The 19,806-nt window shown below is 35.7% G+C and carries 18 protein-coding genes and 1 other RNA gene; 10 read left to right on the top strand and 9 right to left on the bottom strand.

Annotated elements, in window-relative coordinates:
• Window positions 1–1,172: hypothetical protein (locus J0M08_13555; protein MBN8704089.1), on the bottom strand; the 1,172-nt coding region annotated here is incomplete at its 3' end.
• A 44-nt stretch (window positions 1,173–1,216) separates the two neighbouring features.
• On the bottom strand, window positions 1,217–2,584 hold the full coding sequence (locus J0M08_13560) for a gliding motility-associated C-terminal domain-containing protein (protein ID MBN8704090.1): 1,368 nt from the start codon (window positions 2,582–2,584) through the stop codon (window positions 1,217–1,219).
• A 161-nt stretch (window positions 2,585–2,745) separates the two neighbouring features.
• Between J0M08_13560 and J0M08_13565 the strand changes: the two genes are divergently transcribed.
• The 6 genes from J0M08_13565 (at window position 2,746) to J0M08_13590 (ending at window position 7,169) form a co-directional block, all read left to right on the top strand.
• A complete protein-coding gene (locus J0M08_13565; protein MBN8704091.1) occupies window positions 2,746–2,916 on the top strand; it encodes a hypothetical protein in 171 nt (56 codons plus the stop codon).
• Window positions 2,917–2,968: 52 nt separating this feature from the next.
• Entirely contained in the window at window positions 2,969–3,625 is a 657-nt protein-coding gene (nth, locus tag J0M08_13570) for an endonuclease III (GenBank protein ID MBN8704092.1), read from the top strand.
• An 83-nt stretch (window positions 3,626–3,708) separates the two neighbouring features.
• Window positions 3,709–4,188: a thioredoxin-dependent thiol peroxidase gene (gene bcp / locus J0M08_13575; protein MBN8704093.1), complete on the top strand. Its 480-nt coding sequence runs from the start codon at window positions 3,709–3,711 to the stop codon at window positions 4,186–4,188.
• A 74-nt stretch (window positions 4,189–4,262) separates the two neighbouring features.
• Complete coding sequence (gene recA / locus J0M08_13580) at window positions 4,263–5,306, top strand: recombinase RecA (protein MBN8704094.1); 1,044 nt, start codon at window positions 4,263–4,265, stop codon at window positions 5,304–5,306.
• Between the two features lie 66 nt (window positions 5,307–5,372).
• Complete coding sequence (locus J0M08_13585) at window positions 5,373–6,386, top strand: tetratricopeptide repeat protein (protein ID MBN8704095.1); 1,014 nt, start codon at window positions 5,373–5,375, stop codon at window positions 6,384–6,386.
• A gap of 87 nt (window positions 6,387–6,473) precedes the next feature.
• On the top strand, window positions 6,474–7,169 hold the full coding sequence (locus J0M08_13590; protein MBN8704096.1) for a hypothetical protein: 696 nt from the start codon (window positions 6,474–6,476) through the stop codon (window positions 7,167–7,169).
• Between the two features lie 86 nt (window positions 7,170–7,255).
• Here J0M08_13590 and J0M08_13595 read toward each other — a convergent pair whose 3' ends face one another.
• Genes J0M08_13595 through J0M08_13615 form a run of 5 tightly spaced genes read right to left on the bottom strand, consistent with a single transcriptional unit; the run spans window position 7,256 to window position 13,082 of the window.
• Window positions 7,256–8,686, bottom strand: coding sequence for a T9SS type A sorting domain-containing protein (locus J0M08_13595; GenBank protein ID MBN8704097.1), 1,431 nt, complete (start codon window positions 8,684–8,686; stop codon window positions 7,256–7,258).
• A 10-nt stretch (window positions 8,687–8,696) separates the two neighbouring features.
• Window positions 8,697–9,950 (bottom strand): hypothetical protein, encoded by a 1,254-nt coding sequence (locus J0M08_13600; protein MBN8704098.1) that lies wholly within the window; start codon window positions 9,948–9,950, stop codon window positions 8,697–8,699.
• Between the two features lie 20 nt (window positions 9,951–9,970).
• The gene (locus J0M08_13605) at window positions 9,971–11,554 is read right to left on the bottom strand and encodes a hypothetical protein (GenBank protein MBN8704099.1); all 1,584 of its coding nucleotides are present in this window, start codon (window positions 11,552–11,554) and stop codon (window positions 9,971–9,973) included.
• 18 nt (window positions 11,555–11,572) lie between these two features.
• Window positions 11,573–12,520 (bottom strand): glycosyltransferase family 2 protein, encoded by a 948-nt coding sequence (locus J0M08_13610; GenBank protein ID MBN8704100.1) that lies wholly within the window; start codon window positions 12,518–12,520, stop codon window positions 11,573–11,575.
• A 4-nt stretch (window positions 12,521–12,524) separates the two neighbouring features.
• A complete protein-coding gene (locus J0M08_13615; protein MBN8704101.1) occupies window positions 12,525–13,082 on the bottom strand; it encodes a DUF4199 domain-containing protein in 558 nt (185 codons plus the stop codon).
• Window positions 13,083–13,247: 165 nt separating this feature from the next.
• On the opposite strand from J0M08_13615, the gene ffs reads away from it, so the two are divergent.
• From ffs to J0M08_13635, 4 genes are all read left to right on the top strand, one after another.
• Window positions 13,248–13,346, top strand: an RNA gene (gene ffs / locus J0M08_13620) — signal recognition particle sRNA small type.
• Window positions 13,347–13,375: 29 nt separating this feature from the next.
• Complete coding sequence (gene fsa, locus J0M08_13625) at window positions 13,376–14,032, top strand: fructose-6-phosphate aldolase (protein MBN8704102.1); 657 nt, start codon at window positions 13,376–13,378, stop codon at window positions 14,030–14,032.
• Window positions 14,033–14,137: 105 nt separating this feature from the next.
• A complete protein-coding gene (locus J0M08_13630) occupies window positions 14,138–14,752 on the top strand; it encodes a threonylcarbamoyl-AMP synthase (GenBank protein ID MBN8704103.1) in 615 nt (204 codons plus the stop codon).
• Between the two features lie 73 nt (window positions 14,753–14,825).
• Complete coding sequence (locus J0M08_13635; GenBank protein MBN8704104.1) at window positions 14,826–16,100, top strand: serine hydroxymethyltransferase; 1,275 nt, start codon at window positions 14,826–14,828, stop codon at window positions 16,098–16,100.
• 29 nt (window positions 16,101–16,129) lie between these two features.
• Here J0M08_13635 and J0M08_13640 read toward each other — a convergent pair whose 3' ends face one another.
• Both J0M08_13640 and J0M08_13645 read right to left on the bottom strand, forming a co-directional pair.
• A complete protein-coding gene (locus J0M08_13640; GenBank protein ID MBN8704105.1) occupies window positions 16,130–18,937 on the bottom strand; it encodes a T9SS type A sorting domain-containing protein in 2,808 nt (935 codons plus the stop codon).
• A gap of 106 nt (window positions 18,938–19,043) precedes the next feature.
• The coding region (locus J0M08_13645) for a 4-(cytidine 5'-diphospho)-2-C-methyl-D-erythritol kinase (GenBank protein MBN8704106.1) at window positions 19,044–19,806 on the bottom strand (763 nt) is incomplete at its 5' end.

The following is a 19,806-nucleotide window of genomic DNA, read 5'->3' on the forward strand; positions in this document are numbered from 1 at the left end:
TCCGTGTACATAAATCTATCCGTTTCCATTTTATCATTCATCTTATCTGCATTAGCAGTAATTACGTTTTGCTTTAATAAATAATCTGGTAATACAGGATGAGGATTAGTTTTTAGTATGTGAGATAATTTAAACGCACAAGAATCTTGCCCTGTGCTAAATGGTGTTAAATACACTTCATAAACATCATTTTCTTGAGGATCAATAATATCAACAGTTTGTGTAAGAGCTATTGTTTGAGTATAATTTCTTTTCCACTCATAGCTTTGGTATCCGCTAGGGGCTGTAAAACTAATTAACGTATCTCCTTTACAAAAATAAGGAGCAGGTAATTCTGAGTTAAAACATTTACAATCTATATAGGCATAGGCATAATGACCAGTAGGAGAACAATCGGATGTCGTAAACTGAATTGTTACATTCTGACCCAAATAGTCTGTTAAATCAAGACTTACATCCGACCATGATTTGTATATAATTGTATTGAAGCTACTTCCAACAGTTACAAATCCAGGTATGTTCTGTCCAGCAGAAACACGATAGTAAGAACATGGAATTGTATCTCCATTTTGGTCATACATTATAATTTCAAAAAATGGTTGCTCTGTTGGTAAATGTTGTGGATCTTGCAGCACAACAGCATAACTATAAGTAAATGCCTTGTTATCTGCATTAACCATAAATGTTTGCTTTAACTGCTCTGCTATTCCTCCGGTAACTGTAGAGCCAAGCATAAAAGATGCTGTTCCCCCAGGAGCAACTCTCGGAAATCCTCCTGTAGGATCTGTTCCTCCAACTACAATCGTATGGCTATTTACAAAAAAACCTTGCTGAGCGCAGCATCCAGGATTTATCAAAGGATGAAAGCCTTTTCTACCAGACCAACCGGTATATGTACTATCTTCAAAATCCATATTTACACAAGTTGAATTGGTATCTGAAATTTTAAATGACGCTCCTTTACTTGTAATTTGAACACTGGGGTGATTGATTGTATACAATTTAGACCGAATAATTCCATCAAACTCGCTTTTATCCAAGCCCGACTTAACCAATGCATTATACAAACCGATTGTATCGTTTTGATTAGTTATTATTTGTTGCCATGTTTGAGCAACTAATTGAGAGTAAAAAAATGTTACAACACAAAAAGAAACAATAAAACGCACCATACTTACAATTTTAAATTTAAACTATTTCGCAAATCAAATTTATATTATTTTATAACAGTTACATAACCTTTGCTTTCCACAGGATCTTTGTCGGGATAGCAAGTATTGGTAAAAATTGCATGAAAATAATATGTGCCGGCACCTGAATCATTACAGTCCCATTCCTTTTTATAATCTTCCGATTCAAAAACAAGCTTACCCCATCTATTATATATTTTTATTGAAAATTTGTCCGTGTACATAAATCTATCCGTTTCCATTTTATCATTCATCTTATCTGCATTAGCAGTAATTACGTTTTGCTTTAATAAATAATCTGGTAATACAGGATGAGGATTCGTTTTTAGTATATGTGATAATTTAAATGCACAGGAATCTAATCCCGTTTTAAAGGGTGTTAAGTACACTTCATATACATCATCTTCTTGCGGATCAATAATATCAATAGTTTGCGTAGTACCTATAGTTTGAGTATAATTTTTTTTCCACTCATAGCTTTGATAGCCACTCGGAGCAGAAAAACTTATTAAAGTGTCACCCTTACAAAAATAAGGGGGTATTAATCCAGAGTCGTCACACTTAGTGTCTAAATATACATAACCATAATGACCACCCCAGTCGCAATCTGCAGTAGTAAACTGAATAGTAACATTTGTTCCGATATAATCTGTTAAGTCTAAACTCACATCTGTCCAGTTTTTGTAAATTACTCCGGCAAAAAAACCACCTGTATAAAAAACAGAATCTATACCTTCAATATTATATCCTCCGGCAACTCTATAATAAGAACAAGGAATGGTGTCTTTATTTTGATCAAGCATCACAGCCTCAAAGTACGGTTGAATATTTAAGGTGTGGCTAGGATCTTCCAATACTAAAGCATAGCTATAGGTAAAACTTTTTTTGTCGGCAGTAACCATAAATGTTTGAGAAAGCTGTTCCGCTTCTCCCCCATAATTATCATTTCCTAATCTTATAGAATACTTCCCTCCATTAGGGTTTACAACGGGAATTGCAGGCGCATTGGGATCCATTGCAGAACCAAACATAATTGTATGTCTATTTGAAACAAAGCCATTTGTATTACAACATGTTCCGTAAGCAGGTGTATAGCCCGTTCTCCCACTCCAACCAGCAAAAGTGCTATCTTCAAAACCGGCATTCGTACATGTAGAATTTGTATCTGATGTTTTGTAAGATGGAACAGTAAATGGTTGATAATAGTTTGGATTTGATAGTCTAAATAACTTAGACTTAATTATTCCTGCATACTCATTCTGTGGTACTCCTCCTTTAACTAATGCATTGTACAACCCAATTGTATCTCCTTGATTTTTAATAATTTGCTGCCATGTTTGAGCTTTTGCTACTAGAGACACTAGCAAAAAAACGACACTGAAAAATTTGTTCATATTTACCATTTTCATTTAAGATGCAATATAGGTAAAAAAAGTTGCATTAGTTTTTTTACAGAATAAAATAATATTAGTGCATTTTTAGCGTTTATTAGTAAAAATAAGACTTTTATCACCCTTTAAACCGATTCATTATTGAAACTAAAACTACTTAATAAATGAATAAAACAATTACTCCGAGCAACTTAATAAGCCAACCGACATCCAACTCTTCAAAAAATGAATTAACACCTCATTTACACACAATTAGGAATATTTTAAATTATTCGAAAGCGCTGTCTATTATTAAAACGAGTCAACTAGGCACAATTGAATTGCTAAAAAATTAAGCAATTTGATTAAAAATTTTTAAGCAATGGTTTTTCGTGCTACTTTTGTTTTATGCAAAAGCAAGAGCGCTTCGAAAAAATTTTAAATTACTTTCAAAAAAACAATCCCACTGCGGAAACGGAGCTACATTACACAAATCCGTTTCAACTTTTGGTTGCTGTTATCTTATCTGCACAGTGTACAGATAAGAGGGTAAATATGGTAACTCCTGCCCTGTTCAAGCAATTTCCAAACGCAAAAGCGCTTGCAACAGCATCTTCGGAGGAGGTTTTTACCTATATCAAAAGTATTAGTTACCCTAACAATAAGGCAAAACACCTTGTTGGTATGGCAAATATGTTGGTGCATGAATTTAAAAACAAAGTTCCATCTGATATAAACGACCTGCAAAAATTACCGGGTGTTGGTCGCAAAACAGCTAATGTTATAGCTTCTGTGGTATATGCAAAACCTGCCATGGCAGTTGATACGCATGTATTTAGAGTATCGGAGCGGTTAGGACTAACAAACAATGCAAAAACTCCATTGGCAACAGAAAAACAGCTAGTTAAATATATTCCCGAACATTTAATAGCAACGGCTCATCATTGGCTTATCCTGCATGGCAGGTATGTATGCATTGCCCGTAGCCCAAAATGCAACGAATGTGAGTTAAAACCCTATTGCAAATATTTTGCAAAAAACAGTTTAAAACTGCTGAAAACTTAACTTGGGAAACAACAAAGTTTTGTGTTATTTGTACAACACATCAGCACATTTCTTTGTTATTAGACAATAACAAAATTTGAAAAATGACAAAAGCAAGTAAACAAATTTATACGCATTTAAAAGTTGGACAAAAAGCTCCTGATTTTTCCATAAAAAATCAAGAAGGCAAGGTAGTTTCGCTAAAAGAATTTAAAGGGAAAAAGTTGATAATTTATTTTTACCCAAAAGACAACACTCCCGGTTGTACAGCGCAAGCTTGCAATTTAAAAGACAACTACTCTGCTTTACAAAAGCAAGGCTACGAGATATTAGGGGTTAGTGCCGATAGCGAAAAAGCACACAAAGGCTTCATAAGTAAATACGAATTACCATTTATGCTACTTGCCGACACCGAAAAAGAAATGATTACAAGCTATGGAGCATGGGGAGAAAAATCTATGTATGGTAAAAAATATATGGGAATTATGCGTTATACTTTTATCATTTCGGAAAAAGGAATTATAGAAAATATTATAACAGAAGTGGATACTAAAAACCATTCCAAACAGATTTCTGAATTTTAAAAACAACTTTCTAAAAAAAACAGATTAACCAACGAACCGGTAACCCAAATAAGTAACAATTAAAACAAAATAAAATGAGCAAAGAAGTAAAAGAAACAAAAGAGAACAACAAAGAAAAGTTGAAAGCTTTACAAATGACAATTGACAAGCTAGAAAAAACGTACGGGAAAGGCACAATTATGAAGCTTGGAGACACTGCCGTAGAGCAAGTTGAAGTAATTCCTACCGGATCACTAGGTTTGGATGTTGCATTAGGCATTGGCGGATATCCCAAGGGAAGAATAATTGAAATTTATGGGCCTGAATCATCAGGAAAGACAACATTGTCAATTCATGCTATTGCTGAAGTTCAAAAAACCGGTGGCATTGCTGCATTTATAGATGCGGAACATGCTTTTGATAGAGTATATGCACAAAAATTAGGTGTAGATATTGAAAGTCTTTTAATATCTCAACCTGATAATGGCGAACAAGCATTAGAAATTGCAGAAAACCTAATTCGCTCCGGAGCTATTGATATTATTGTTATTGACTCGGTTGCAGCACTTACTCCTAAAGCTGAAATTGAAGGAGAAATGGGCGAATCTAAAATGGGACTTCAAGCTCGTTTAATGTCACAAGCGTTAAGAAAACTTACTGCTAGTATTAACAGAACCGGCTGTTGCTGCATTTTCATTAATCAGTTGCGCGAAAAAATTGGTGTTATGTTTGGCAATCCGGAAACTACAACAGGAGGAAATGCTCTTAAATTTTATGCTTCGGTACGTTTGGATATCAGACGAGTTGGCCAGATAAAAGAAGGTGAAACCGCTGTTGGGAACAGATCGAGAGTTAAAGTGGTAAAAAACAAAGTAGCTCCTCCATTTAGAATGGCCGAATTCGACATCATTTTTGGAGAAGGAATTTCGAAAGTAGGCGAAGTTATTGATATGGGAGTTGAATTAAATATTATCAAAAAGAGCGGATCATGGTTTAGCTATGAAGACACCAAACTTGGTCAAGGTAGAGATTCTGTGAAGTCTGTATTTGCGGATAATGTAGAATTAGCAGAAGAAATAGAAAGAAAAATAAAAACGGCACTACTAAAATCTGAAGAAGCTGTGGTGGTAGCTGAATAACTTTAAATTGTTTCTTAATTTAAAAATCCCGATAATTATATGAGTATTAATTATCGGGATTTTTTTATGTTTAAAATCAAACAAATTATTTATTGCCTGCTATTCATTTTAGTAGTAAGTGGATGCAACACCAATTCAACCAAAACACCTGTTGATACAAATATAGACTCTACCCAATTATCAATTGAGGCACTTAACAAAGAAATTCTTAATAGACCCAACAACTCTACTCTTTACCACAAAAGAGCGCAAGCTTATTTCGACAAAAACGACAATCCAGCAGCCATTGCAGATTTACAGCGATCAATAAAACTTGATAGCGGAAATATAAAAAGCTATTTACTACTTTCCGACATCTATTTTAAAATAAATAAAACAAGCCAAACAAAAGCTACGCTCGAATTATGTATTAAAAAAAATCCCGAAAGTATTGAGGCTCTCATAAAATTGGCCGAACTATTTTTTTATGTTCGCAAATATTCAGAATCAATTGAATTGATAAATAAAGCCCTTAAAATAGACCAATACTATTCTAAAGGATACTTTTTAAAAGGATTGAATTTTAAAGAACTTGGCGACACCACCAAAGCAATATCTAGCTTGCAAACTGCTGTAGAGCAAGACCCCGAATATTTTCATGCCTATATGGAATTGGGATTGCTATTTGCCACAAAAAATAATCCACTAGCATTAGACTATTACAACAATGCCTTGCGCATACAACCCACTAATCAAGATGCACTATACGACAGAGCACTATTTTACCAAGATGCCGGAGATTATAAAACAGCAGACTCCTTGTATAAAAAATTACTTTTTCACTACCCTCAACATACTAACTCCTTGTATAATTTGGGTGCAATGCAGTTGTTGCAAAACAGGAACTATGCCAATGCAATTACCTATTTTAACGATGTAATTCGGTTTGACTCCACCGATTTTAAAGCGTACTATGCAAGAGCACTTTGCTACCAGGAGCTGGGAAATAACAAACAAACCCTTGCCGACCTTCAGAATACATTACGATTAAACCCCACTTTTACACCAGCCATAGAAGCTTATAAAAAACTAACTAAATAATTTTAGCATTAGCGAACTAATCGCAATTAAAAGTTTCTTATTTCGTAAAAATGATTATTTTTAAGGGTAACTAGCTCCGAGTATTATATGCAAAAATCAAGGCTTGTTGTTTTAGGCCTATCTGTATTTTTTATTACATCACTTGCCTTGCTAGTTGGGTGTGATGGAAAAGGTGGCGGAAAAGGAATTAGAGAAGGTACAATTGAATACGATGCTCGCCCAATTGATGTAAACAATCCGCTTGCTGCCTATTCTCCAACAAAAATGATTTTCAAGTTTAAAGACTCTAAATGCAAAGGAGAACTTTCTGCAGGTATGGGAATGCTAAACATGGCTTTTATTTCTAATCCTCAGAAAAAAACCTTTACTCAGCAAGTACGAATTGTTAACCAAAAATACTACCATATTTACGATACTATTGCGCTAAAAAAGGAAAACAAAGCTTTCCCAAAATTTACGCTAAAGCCAAGTAATGAAACAAAAATTATTGCAGGTTTTAAGTGTAAAAAAACTACAATTGTTTTTGAGGATCCCAAGAATCAATCGTTTGATATTTACTACACCAATGATATAGATATAGAAGCTCCTAATTGGAGCTCTCCATTCAAGGATATTGAGGGTGTTTTAATGGAGTATCAAATTGTTAGATACGGCTTTGAATTGCGATTTACTGCTAAAACTGTAACACAAAACAGTATAAAAGATGATCAGTTTGAAATTTCTAAAGATTACAAAAAGGTAACAGATCAATACCTCACCGACCTGTTTAAAAGTTTTCAATAAGAGCTTTATTAGATTATTCCATTCAAGCCACTTTTCAACCAACCATTTGGATGCTTCGTATCTCTTTACTTGAGCTTTGATTACAATTACTCTTTTATAAATTTTCCGAAAGAAGAAGTCCCTTTTGTAGAATTAAATACTTGAAAATTGTATAATCCTGCGGGCAAACTAGACAACTCTACTGTAGGTTTGTTATCTGTAACTGAAACAAGCTCTCCCAAAACAGAATAAATTGCAATAGAATAAGTACCAATTAAATCTTTTCCAGAAAAATTAATTATACTAGTTGCCGGGCTTGGATATACTAGAACAGCCTCTACTTTATTTTGCTCTCCAACAGAAAGCAAGCTATAAGCAGGAGCTTGCAGCTGCTTATTAAACTTTAATAAAAAAACATCATACCCTCCAGCTCCTTCACTATTTGTTTCTCCAACTACAATATAACCACTGTCAGATGTAAGTTTAACAGCATACGGTATGTCTGTATCATTTTCACCCTTTATAACACTAGTTGTACCGCTAAAATCATCACCATTTCCATCTACTTCATGCAAATTAACATCAATTCCAAAGTAAGGGTCAAAATCTGCGATACCAACCCAAGTATAACCACCTTTTGCATTCAAGCACACCGAATTACCGGTAAATGTTTCATTTACCTTTACCTCCGACCTAGTCCATAATGTGTCTCCCGATGCATTTAATTTAATTAGCATTGATCCTTTTTTTCCATTGGTTAATGGATTAGAATAGGTACCTATCATGGCATATCCTCCATCCGGTGTTTGCAATGCTTGTGAAATAATGTTCTCGCCCGAACCTCCCCAATTTTTCTTCCATAAATCATTACCATTTGCATCTAATTTTAAATAATAAAATTGAGACGTACTCCCGCTAAAACTTTTACTGAATCCCGAAATAAAATAGCCTCCATCTGAAGTTGCAACTACAGAATTAGCTTGCTCTTCATTCCCTTTTCCAAAAAACTTAGTAAATAACGTATCTCCATTTGCATCTGTCTTTACAAAATAGATGTCCGCATTTCCATTTCCAAAGCTGTATGTTTTTCCAACAAGTGCATAACCACCATCGCTAGTAGCAGCAAGACTATAGCCAAAATCCCAACTACTACCTCCGTATGCTCTACTCCACTGTGTATTGCCGTTCTTATCTGTTTTTACTAAATAAAAATCATACGCACCGTTGCCTATACTACTGGTGTGTCCAACAAAAGCAAAACCACTATCTGGAGTCTGAATAATTTCGTTGCCCACATCTACATTGAAGCCTCCAATATTTTTTTGCCACTGCATAGTACCAACCGAATCCGTTTTTATAAGGTACGCATCCGTTACGCCACCAAAACTAGATGTAATACCAATTATAGCATACCCTTTATCAAAGGTTTGCACCACACCTCTTCCAAAATCATTGTTGGCGCCACCAAAAGCCTTTAAAAAATTATCTTGCGCAAAAAAAGAAGATGAAAGACATACAAAAAAAAGAATTCTATACATAGCTTTAATTTTATCTAATTAAACGCGCAATAGAAAATGTTGCACCTTGTGCTTGCGCTGTTTTTGCAAAATATCCTTCCAAATTGGTTGCTCGAATTCTAAAAAAAGTTTTCTGCTTAATGGATGCTGTTACACCCAAAGAAACAGTGGATGAGCCGTAACCGCCAAAGCCGGCTCCTGCATCTACCATAAGCCATTTAAGAGCTTTGTAGTTTACACCTGCTATAAATTGAGTCTTAAAGTTCGAATTGTAAAAATACCTAACTGTGGTACTTAAATATACTTTCGAATGAATTGGTAAATATACACTAGCTCGTAATTCGGCTGGCAAAATAGTTGAATACGAACCTGATTTTTTATCGAAAATTTTATTTATCAGTGAATCTGAACTGGCTCCATTAAAAGATGAGCTACCTATTTTAAAAATATTTTCTACTTCTACTCCTTGGTAATGAAAGGTAGTATCTACTTTATAGGTTGTTGAATTATCGCCCCATTTAATAGTTCCTATATCATACACGCCAATTTGAAACATTCCCTTTCCTTTATCTACTGTAAAAAAAGTCTCGTAAAACAAATCAGCACAAAAGCCTTTACCGGCAGGTAGTTTAAATGCACCGGAATCAGGAATTGTTGTTTTCAAATCCATGTCGGCTTTCATGTCAATATAAAAACCATTGTCTCCTGTAGTTAACTCAAATGTTTTAGCAGTAAATGAAGTATGATGATATCCTAATACATAATAGGCTCCAATGCCAAATCGCCCTTCTTTGTTTTTTGTTAATAGCGATGTATAAACCCCACCACCAGCTTTTAAGTAATTCATGGCGTTAATGGAAAACCCATTCATATTCGCAGTACGTCCGTCAAATGCTTTATTTCCATAAAAAATTAAGCGAAGTAAATCTGAACTTAAAGTAGTATTGAAAAAAGTTTTGTTTTGAACTGCGATAAATGCACCAAATTTATCGTTGATTTTAGCACCTCGATTGTAACTTATATTAACCATGGCACCCAATCTCATGCGGTGTTCTACAGCAGCCAATGTAGTTTTCTTGAAATTATCGTCTAAATAACCGCCCTCTATCATTGTTTCTAAAAATCCTTTATCAAGTGAATTTGTTTGTACAAAATATCCTAAGTCAAAATTCGCAAAGCCTTTTAGTGGACGAGCAATGGAGGCTGTATCGGGCAAATAGTCGAACAACTGAGCGTTTGAAAACAAACTGGAGAATAACAAAAAACCAAAAATATATTTTTTCACTTTTCTTTTTTTTGAACGTTTTACTTACCCATTGAAACTCTATAATCAAAATCGGCTACCATTTTTACATCAATAGAATAATCACTATACACTTTTACATACTGTGGTTGACTAGCAGTATTTAACACTGTAGATATGATCATTCGTTTTGCTTTAGACATATTATCCAGCTTCGTTGCTGTTAGCGGAAAATCTATTTTCGTAAACTTTTTAGCCACAACTTTATTAGCCGAATTCATTATACCGGGCTGAATGATAGAGTTTGCAGCATATAGCGAGTCTATTGTTGTTCCCATTTCATCTAGCAAATACATTTGCAGCTTTGCACTATACGGAAATCCGTTATCCACATACATTGAAACAACTCCATTATTTATTTTTTCAGACAACTCGCCTGCAGATAGCGTAAAATCAACTGTATCTACCAACCATAAGTTATTAGCATACAAAGAAACCGGAATTTCTATATCAACATTGGCATTAAACGTATTCCCCGAATAAATAAAATTATCTCCGAATTGTGGCCCAAAAGGATTGGTATATACATCTAATTGGTATCCCATTTTATCTGGAAGATTATTCAGTAATGCTTTTATATTTGAGTTAGTAGAATTTAAAGTTCTAGTTACAACCGTTGACACCAATGGGTTTTCAGTTGCACGTGTAATATTAAGTTGATTATTAATAATAGAAGATGCCGAAAGATTTACCGTAGTATTGGTTGTTGTATTTTTAGAATACATCTGTGATATATTTACAAATGCATTCAATCCTAAATAATTTTCGATTGTAAAATATACTTTTGCATCTTCTAAGCTCAGCGAGCCTCCTTTTACTTTTTTAAATAGACCAATCGTTGTCTCACTTGGCCCTACAGATAAGGTATCTTGACCAAAATAACCATAAGCATAATCTGCTTTTATATTTGTGTATCTAGTATTGATTACTATACTATCTCCAGGGTTAGCAATACATGTTTCTGTAGTTACCGCTCCAATAACTGTTTGCACAATATTGTATTGTGCAGGTTGAGAAGCAGTAAAATCTACCTCATAACCGGCCAAACTATACGTTTTATTAAAAACTCCGGGAGAAGATCCATTTGCGCCAGGTATGGTATCAACAATATTAAAAGAAACTCCGTTTAACTTTACATTAGGCATTTCGTATCTAACTTTTACTTTGGCATCAAAACCATTTACAGCATTTATTACAATATCCTCTGATTTTAAAATTGCTCTTTTGAGTTGTACATCTCCCAATTGATACTGTGCCGACTTGGCAATATTAACAAATGAATATCCTGTATCTAAAGGCATTGCAAATAAAATAGGCGATGGCGGGAAAGCCGCACGAATACCGGTATCAGGCAAATTCAAAACTGTATCGATATTCAAATTATACAACTTACTACTATACACTATACTAATCGAATTGTCGGAATTTAAGTGTACAAGCGTATCTATAAGTATATTATCAATATTCATAGACGATGTAAGTATTGGCGCTAATATTCCGGTATCCCAAGATAAAGGTTCCTTATTTTTTGTACACGAGAATAAAAATATACTTGCTATAAGTACAACGAGTAATTGTTTTTTCATCTAATTTATTTATGGATGTTAGATAGTTTTATCTATTAAATATTTATTTCGTTCGCTAGAATTTCTTGCCACTAACTCTGCCAAAAAACCTGTTAAAAATAATTGAGTACCTATAATCATTGCTACCAAAGCCAAATAGAACAATGGTTGGTCTGTAACATCTCTAGGTATAAGGTGCTGAGAAATTTTAATTAGCTTCTCTGCTATAAGCCATACAGAAACTAGACCGCCTACAAAAAAGGAAAACAAACCTATGGTACCAAAAAGATGCATTGGTCTTTTTCCAAATTTTGATACAAAAATAATAGACAGTAAATCTAAAAATCCATTTACAAATCGGCTCATACCAAACTTGGTAGTGCCGTACTTTCTAGATTGATGAGCCACTTCGCGCTCTCCAATTTTAGTAAACCCGGCCCACTTCGCTAGAACAGGAATATACCTATGCATTTCGCCATATACCTCCACACTTTTCACAACCTTGTGCTCGTATGCTTTTAGTCCACAATTAAAATCGTTTAATTGAATGCCTGACATTTTGCGTGTTGCCCAATTAAATAGTTTTGTAGGAATTGTTTTAGTGATGGGATCATATCTTTTTTTCTTCCATCCAGATACAAGATTAAATCCATCTTGTTTTATCATTTTGAATAATCCGGGTATTTCATCCGGACTATCTTGCAAATCAGCATCCATTGTAATTACAACATCTCCCTGGGCAGCTTCAAACCCTACATTTAAAGCTGCGGATTTACCATAGTTTCTTCTAAATTTTATTGCTTTTACGTGCGCATTTTTTTGCTGTAAATTTTCTATTACTTGCCAGGAATTGTCTTTACTCCCATCATCCACAAAAATTATTTCGTACGAAAATGAATTTGCATTCATTACTCGCACTATCCAATCGTGCAACTCGGGCAGCGACTCGTCTTCATTATATAAAGGTATTACAACTGAAATATCCATTTAACTAGGAATTCAAATTAGAATCGATAACTGGCGCTTCTTCACCATCCACAAATTCAGGTTTATTTTTTCTAAATATTAAGGAGATAATTACCCCAAAAATAGCAGCCATGATAGCACCACCAAATAAAGAATTTAATAACGCTTTGAATGAGCCAAACTCTTGTTCATCTATTCTATTTACAGACTCTTCTATCACATCTTCCGACATACCATACTTTTCTAACCTTTCAATCATGGCTTGTTTCATTACATCTTTTGTTTTTGCTTCTAATTCAGGGTCAATAACATTGTATAATAACAAGTTCAAAAGTCCGCTAAATATTCCACCCACTATCATTACTACAAAAAGAAAAACAAATAGCTGCTTAAGTGTGGCATAGCCACCTAGTTGTTTTCTGTACCAAATAGCCAAGCCTACCATAATGGCAATATACATTACCATCATTCCAATTCCTAACCACATACTACCCATGGCACTTGGCCCTAATAGGTATATGGTAATTACCAATAGCAAATGCAACAAACAAAAACCGATAATTGCTTTTAAATAATGATTCATATGAAGCTATTTTATTTTAAAATTGTTTTAGGGATGGCCCTCTTTTCTTCATTCTAGTTTAAGTTTGAGAAATATGGCTATCAAATTTTATTAATTTTTATCTAAAAATAACATTTCAAGCGTAATTATTTCTCTTTTAATGAGATATTTTATTACTTTTGCACGGGGTAAGTCTTATACGACCAGCTCCTGTTGAACTCCCCCAGATTCGGAAGAAAGCAAGGGTAAACGGTTGAGCGGTGCGATATAGGGTGCTTACCCCTTCTTTTTTAACTTTATTATTCTATCAAACCATGAAATTTTTTATAGACACAGCCAACCTAGCTCAAATTAAGGAAGCTAACGATTTAGGCGTTTTAGATGGTGTTACCACAAATCCATCATTAATGGCTAAAGAAGGAATTACCGGACACGATAACATTATTAAGCACTATGTTGACATTTGCAATATTGTTGATGGCGATGTAAGTGCTGAGGTTATTGCAACGGATTATGCCGGAATTATTAAGGAAGGGGAAGCGTTGGCTAAACTTCATAAAAATATTGTTGTTAAAGTTCCCATGATTAAAGATGGCATAAAAGCCATTAAATACTTTACCAACAAAGGAATTAAAACAAACTGTACTCTAGTGTTTTCCGTTGGACAAGCACTTTTGGCTGCCAAAGCAGGTGCTACGTACGTTTCTCCTTTTATCGGTCGTTTAGATGATGTTTCTACCGATGGTGTTGAATTGATTTCAGACATCCGACTTGTTTACGATAACTATGGATATGCAACTCAAATATTAGCGGCATCTGTGCGTCATCCAATGCATATTGTTGATTGCGCTAAAATTGGTGCAGATGTGGCAACTTGCCCACTAAGCGCTATTATGGCTCTTTTAAAGCACCCTCTTACGGATAATGGATTAGCGCAGTTTTTGGCTGATTACGCAAAAGGAAATAAATAGGAAATTAAAAATGTAGAATTGTAAATTAAGAATTGCATGCAAAATTCTTAATCCAAACGGCAATACTAATTCCTAATTTTACATTCTTAATTTTACATTTCACTTATGCTCCTCTCCATACACCCTCAAAATCCTGAAACAAGAAAAATTAAGCAGGTGGTGGATTGTTTGCAAAGTGGCGGTGTTATTATCTATCCTACCGACACTGTTTATGCATTTGGGTGTGATATTAATCAGAGTAGAGCTTTCGAGAGAATTTGTCAACTAAAAAAAATAAAGCCCGAAAAGGCTAATTTTTCTATACTTTTCAATGATTTAGCACACATATCTGATTTTACCAAACCGTTTAGCAATACAGTATTTAAATTGTTAAAAAAGCATCTGCCCGGTCCGTACACCTTTATTTTAGAAGCAAACACGAATATCCCCAAAATATTTAGGCATTCAAAAAAAACTATCGGAATTAGAATTCCGAATAATATTATTTGTAAAGATATTGTTACGTTACTCGACCAACCGCTTATTACATCATCATTACACGATGATGACGAGATAATAGAATTCACCACAGATCCCGAAGAAATTTACAAAAAATACGAAAAGCACGTTGACATTGTGATTGATGGTGGATTTGGAAATAATACACCATCAACCGTAGTGAGCTGTATAGATGGAAATATAGAAGTAATACGAGAAGGTGCAGGAGAAATTGACTTTTAGTGGTTCATAAATGATTCTCTTAAATAAAATTGTGACGGAATAATTTTTTAAATTTGATTCAAACAAACTTGTTATGCAAAAAGATACTGCCATATTTAATTTAATAGCACAAGAAAAAAAACGTCAAACACACGGAATTGAGCTTATTGCATCTGAAAACTTTGTAAGTGACAGTGTAATGAAAGCTATGGGATCTGTGCTTACAAACAAATATGCAGAAGGTCTTCCGGGTAAACGATATTATGGCGGATGCGAAATTGTAGATCAAGTAGAGCAATTAGCAATTGACAGAGCCAAAACGTTGTTCAATGCGGAATGGGTAAATGTACAACCACATTCAGGCGCACAAGCGAATGCAGCAGTTATGCTTGCTTGTTTAAAGCCCGGAGATACCATTCTTGGATTTGATTTATCACATGGAGGGCATTTAACGCATGGTTCTCCGGTAAATTTTTCCGGAAAATTATATAGAGCTACGTTTTACGGAGTTGACCGAGATACCGGTAGAATAAATTTTAATAAAATTGAAGCCATTGCAAAAAAGGAAATGCCTAAACTTATTATTGCAGGGGCATCTTCTTATTCGCGTGATTGGGATTTTAAACGCATGCGCAAAATTGCTGATTCTGTTGGTGCTTTATTAATGGCCGACATTTCGCATCCTGCAGGGCTTATCGCAAAAGGATTATTAAACGACCCCCTTCCGCATTGCCATATTATTACAACCACTACTCACAAAACATTACGTGGGCCGCGCGGTGGAATGATTATGATGGGCAAAGACTTTGAAAATCCATGGGGATTAACAACTCCTAAAGGAGAAATAAAAATGATGTCGGCTATATTAGATGGTGCTGTTTTCCCAGGCACACAAGGTGGTCCGCTGGAACACGTTATAGCAGGAAAAGCAATTGCATTTGGAGAAGCAATAGATGATAGTTTCTTTAAATACAGCATGCAGGTTCTAAAAAATGCTCGAATTATGGCGGAGTGTTTTGTATCTAAAGGTTATTCCGTTGTATCTGGCGGAACAGATAATCATTGTATGCTAATTGATTTACGTTCGAAAAATTTAACCGGAAAGTTGGCGGAAAACGTACTTGTAAAAGCAGATATTACCATCAACAAAAACATGGTTCCGTTTGATGATAAATCTCCATTTGTAACTTCCGGCATTCGTGTTGGAACTCCAGCTATTACTACACGAGGAGTAAAAGAAAAAGACATTCCTAAAATTGTTGATTTTATTGATGAAGTATTAATGAATCACGAAAACGAAACAAGAATAAAAGAGGTAAAGAAGCAAATAAATCTACTTATGAAAAAGTTTGATTTATTTGCTTACTAGTTAAGAGTATTGCATACATAAGCAGCCTCTTATTTTTTTACAATTTTTTTAGTAGTGTTTCTTTTATTTCCATCCGACACCTGTAGGTTATAAATACCTGCCGGGAAGGCACGCAAATCGATATCAATTGCAAAATGAGTGTCTGTATTTTTTCTCTTTGAATAAGAAACACGCTTACCATCAAGCGCAAATACGCTTACCTCAATTTCCGATATCGTGTTTATATCCTGCACAAATACGCTGCAAAGCCCATCTGTAGGATTAGGAAATACAGCAACACTGAATTCGTTTGAATGTGCTTGTTTTTGATAATCTACAGCTGTATAAATATCATTTACCGAAGTAATATTTGCCGAAAAAACGCCTTGTGCATGTGTTGCTACCACTACTAATCCGTCCGACTCTCTGTAATCAATCATTGTACAAACCATATTTCCAATTTCATTAGTCGCCTGCTGAACCCACACAGTAGAGGTTCCCATCAAGGTATCTGTGGCGTATAGGCCAGTTGATGTTGCAGCCCAATAAACAGTTTTATTCCCAACCGGCATTATCGACAACCATCGAACAGAAGGCCCATTGCCCGTTCCATTTACATTTTGTTCTAAATTTCCGGCTGCTTTAGTCCAGGTAGTTCCGCCATTATCAGAATAAAAAACACTGTACACGTTGTAGTTAGAAAACGCCACCATCACTTTATTTCCATCTCTTGGGTCTACCGCAATGCAGCTCACATTACCTGTTGGAAAAAGCGCTCCATTCACCGCTGTGCCTGTAATGTCTTTAGGGATGGGAGTTCCGGCATTTGCCGAATCCAATCTAAAAACTTTTCTGTTGGTTGTTCCGTAATACACCCTATTAGCAGGCACTTTACAAGCAGTTATGGCAGAAACGCGCACATTATTTCCGGCAACCGTATCCGGAAACATTGTCCAATTGGTTTGTACAGAATCCCATGTATTTAACAACGGTATTTGCGATAAATCGTGGTTTCGCCATACATTTTTACCTCCCGCCAAATACATGATGTTGTTGTTATTGGGGTCGAGTGTATATGGATTGATAAATAAATAATTTTTTCCGCCAATTGGGTCGATACGGGCAAAGTTTTGAAAATTTCCGTTCGAGTTCAGCGTTCCTTTCATCATTTTGCCATTTTGTATCGACATGTAATACATTTTTTGGCTGTCGGCAATAGCGCAATACGAGCCGTCTGCACCGCGCGATTGCGTCCAAAGGGTTTGCGGATTAGTACTATTGGTATATTGTGTACCGTTGTCTTGCAACCCTCCAATTACAATTGGATTATTTGGCATTGCATGGTCAATAGCAACTGTATAAAACATACTTGTAATATAACTGTTGCTTAATGACGACCAAACCACCGTACTGGCCATACAGTTTTGTGTAACAGAAATTCCCCCGTCATGTGCAGAATACAACACATTTGGATTACCCGGTAAAAATTCCAACACATGTTGATCAGGATGATGATTGATATAGCTTTCTACAATTGGCAAGTTGGTAGCCGGCTTGTATCCACCAATGTAGGCAATCTGCGTTTTATCTTGAAAGCCATTGGTAGAACGATAAACATTCGTACCACCAATAAATACAACATTGGTGTCGTTTGGTTTTACCTTTACAACTAAATCATATCCGCCTTGTGCACTAAACTGATCGAACGGTCCAACTCCAAAAGAAGAAGGCAAGTTTTGTGAATAATTATTCCACAAACCTCCACTAGCTGCTCCTGTGCCCGAAAGGTACTTGTACTTCCATAAGCTATTCCATTCAACATCCCCCAAGTAGTTGGTATCGGGCGCTCCAAAGCCGGGTGTATGTGCCAAAAACCAAACTTGATTTTCGTCAGCAGGAGAAATTCCAATTACAATTCTATCGTACACCGATGGAAAATTGGAAGGTGTAATATTTGTCCAATTAGCGCCATTATTTGCACTGCGCCAAATTCCCTTCTGTCCGCCATCACTACTTAAGGTTGCATAAATAACTCCGGTAGAAGTTACTTGCACATCGGTAAAATAGGAATAGCCTATGGATAAACTAGTTCCTTTTGTCTGAGTCCATGTAGTGCCGCCATCTAACGATTTATAAATACCTGCCACACAAGCAGCAAACACTGCATCGTTTGTTAAATCTGCCGGATTGGTAGCTACATTCCATACCAATTCTCCATAGTTATTAAAACTTTGTGGTGAGTTGGGAGATGTTGCAGACAATAGGTTCCAACTAACACCCCCATCAATAGATTTATAAATTCCATTACCCAAATAATACGCCCCACCACCACTTGGCGATGCGCCATACGCCTCTCCTGTGCCACTATACCAAACATTAGTTTTACCAATACGTTTGTCTTGTGCAATGCACGTAATGGCCATGTTTTTCGATTTGTCGGAAACACAATTCCAGTTCTGCCCTGCATTGGTAGAACGCCATAAACCTCCAGCAGCAGAGCCAGCAAGCAACACAGAGCTATTTGACGCATCAACAGCAAAAGCACGTGTTCTACCACCTACATTGTAGGGGCCTCTGTTTATCCAAGATGCAGAAGACATGCTTTTAAAACTAGCTGCCATCAAATCGTTTGGAAGTGTAGCCGCATATGCTAATTCCTTTGCCCGAATACCTGCGGGAATCTTTCCTGTTGCAGGATCTACCAAGCGTTCCAACTCATAGGCTTTTCGTCCTGTCTTTTTACTCCATGGAGAAGAGAAACCATCAACAGCGTGTGCATCCACAACCTTTGTTCGGTTAAACCAATACATTGCAGCAACAACAGCACATATAAGCAGGATTGAAAAATATTTTTTCATGTGTATGATTTATTTGTTCTTGTTTGCCAGATGGAATACGCCATCTAATTTATATTCATTTCTGTTGGCTAAATTAAAGCCAATAGTTATTTTCATTTGCAAAATTTTAAGAAATAATATTCCCCTCCCACCTAAAATAATGATCCGGAAAATTTATGGTCAATTGCTGTGTAGCAGGAAACAGCGCATACACAGCCGACCCACTCCCACTCATAGATGCATACACTGCTCCGTGTCGATAGAAAGTTTCTTTAATCTCTTTTATTTCCGGATACTTCAAAAAAATTGGAGCTTCAAAATCATTTGTTAGATGCTGGTTCCAATCCTTTATATTTTTTTTCAGCACATCCAATAGCGAAACTTCTGACCTCTTAGGAGTTAGTTGCGAATACGCCCAACCTGTATTTACATGAATTCCCGGATGCACAACCATTATTTTATACATACTAAGATCAAGTTGAATTTCAGAGGTTAATTCTCCCCTACCCTGCGCATAACAGGCTTTGTTATCAATAAAAAAAGCGCAATCGCTGCCCAATTGTAGTGCAAAACTTTTACGCTGAGAAGCATTTAATCCCAATTTAAATTTTTCGTTTAGTAGTTTGAGAATAAATGCCGCATTGCTCGACCCTCCGCCCAATCCTGCTCCCATAGGCACCACCTTATGCAAATACACGGCTACATTGGGAATTGCATACTCGTTTTGCAACAATTTAAAAGCTTTATAGCATAAATTATCTTTTACATCACCATCAATTGCTAATCCAGAAACAGACAACGAAAAATCGGTGTGATCAATTATTTCAACCACATCGGCTAGTTGTATAGGCAAAAAAACGCTCTCTATGTTATGAAATCCATCTGCACGT

It is taken from the genome of Bacteroidota bacterium (assembly GCA_017303975.1).
GTDB lineage: Bacteria > Bacteroidota > Bacteroidia > JAFLBG01 > JAFLBG01 > JAFLBG01.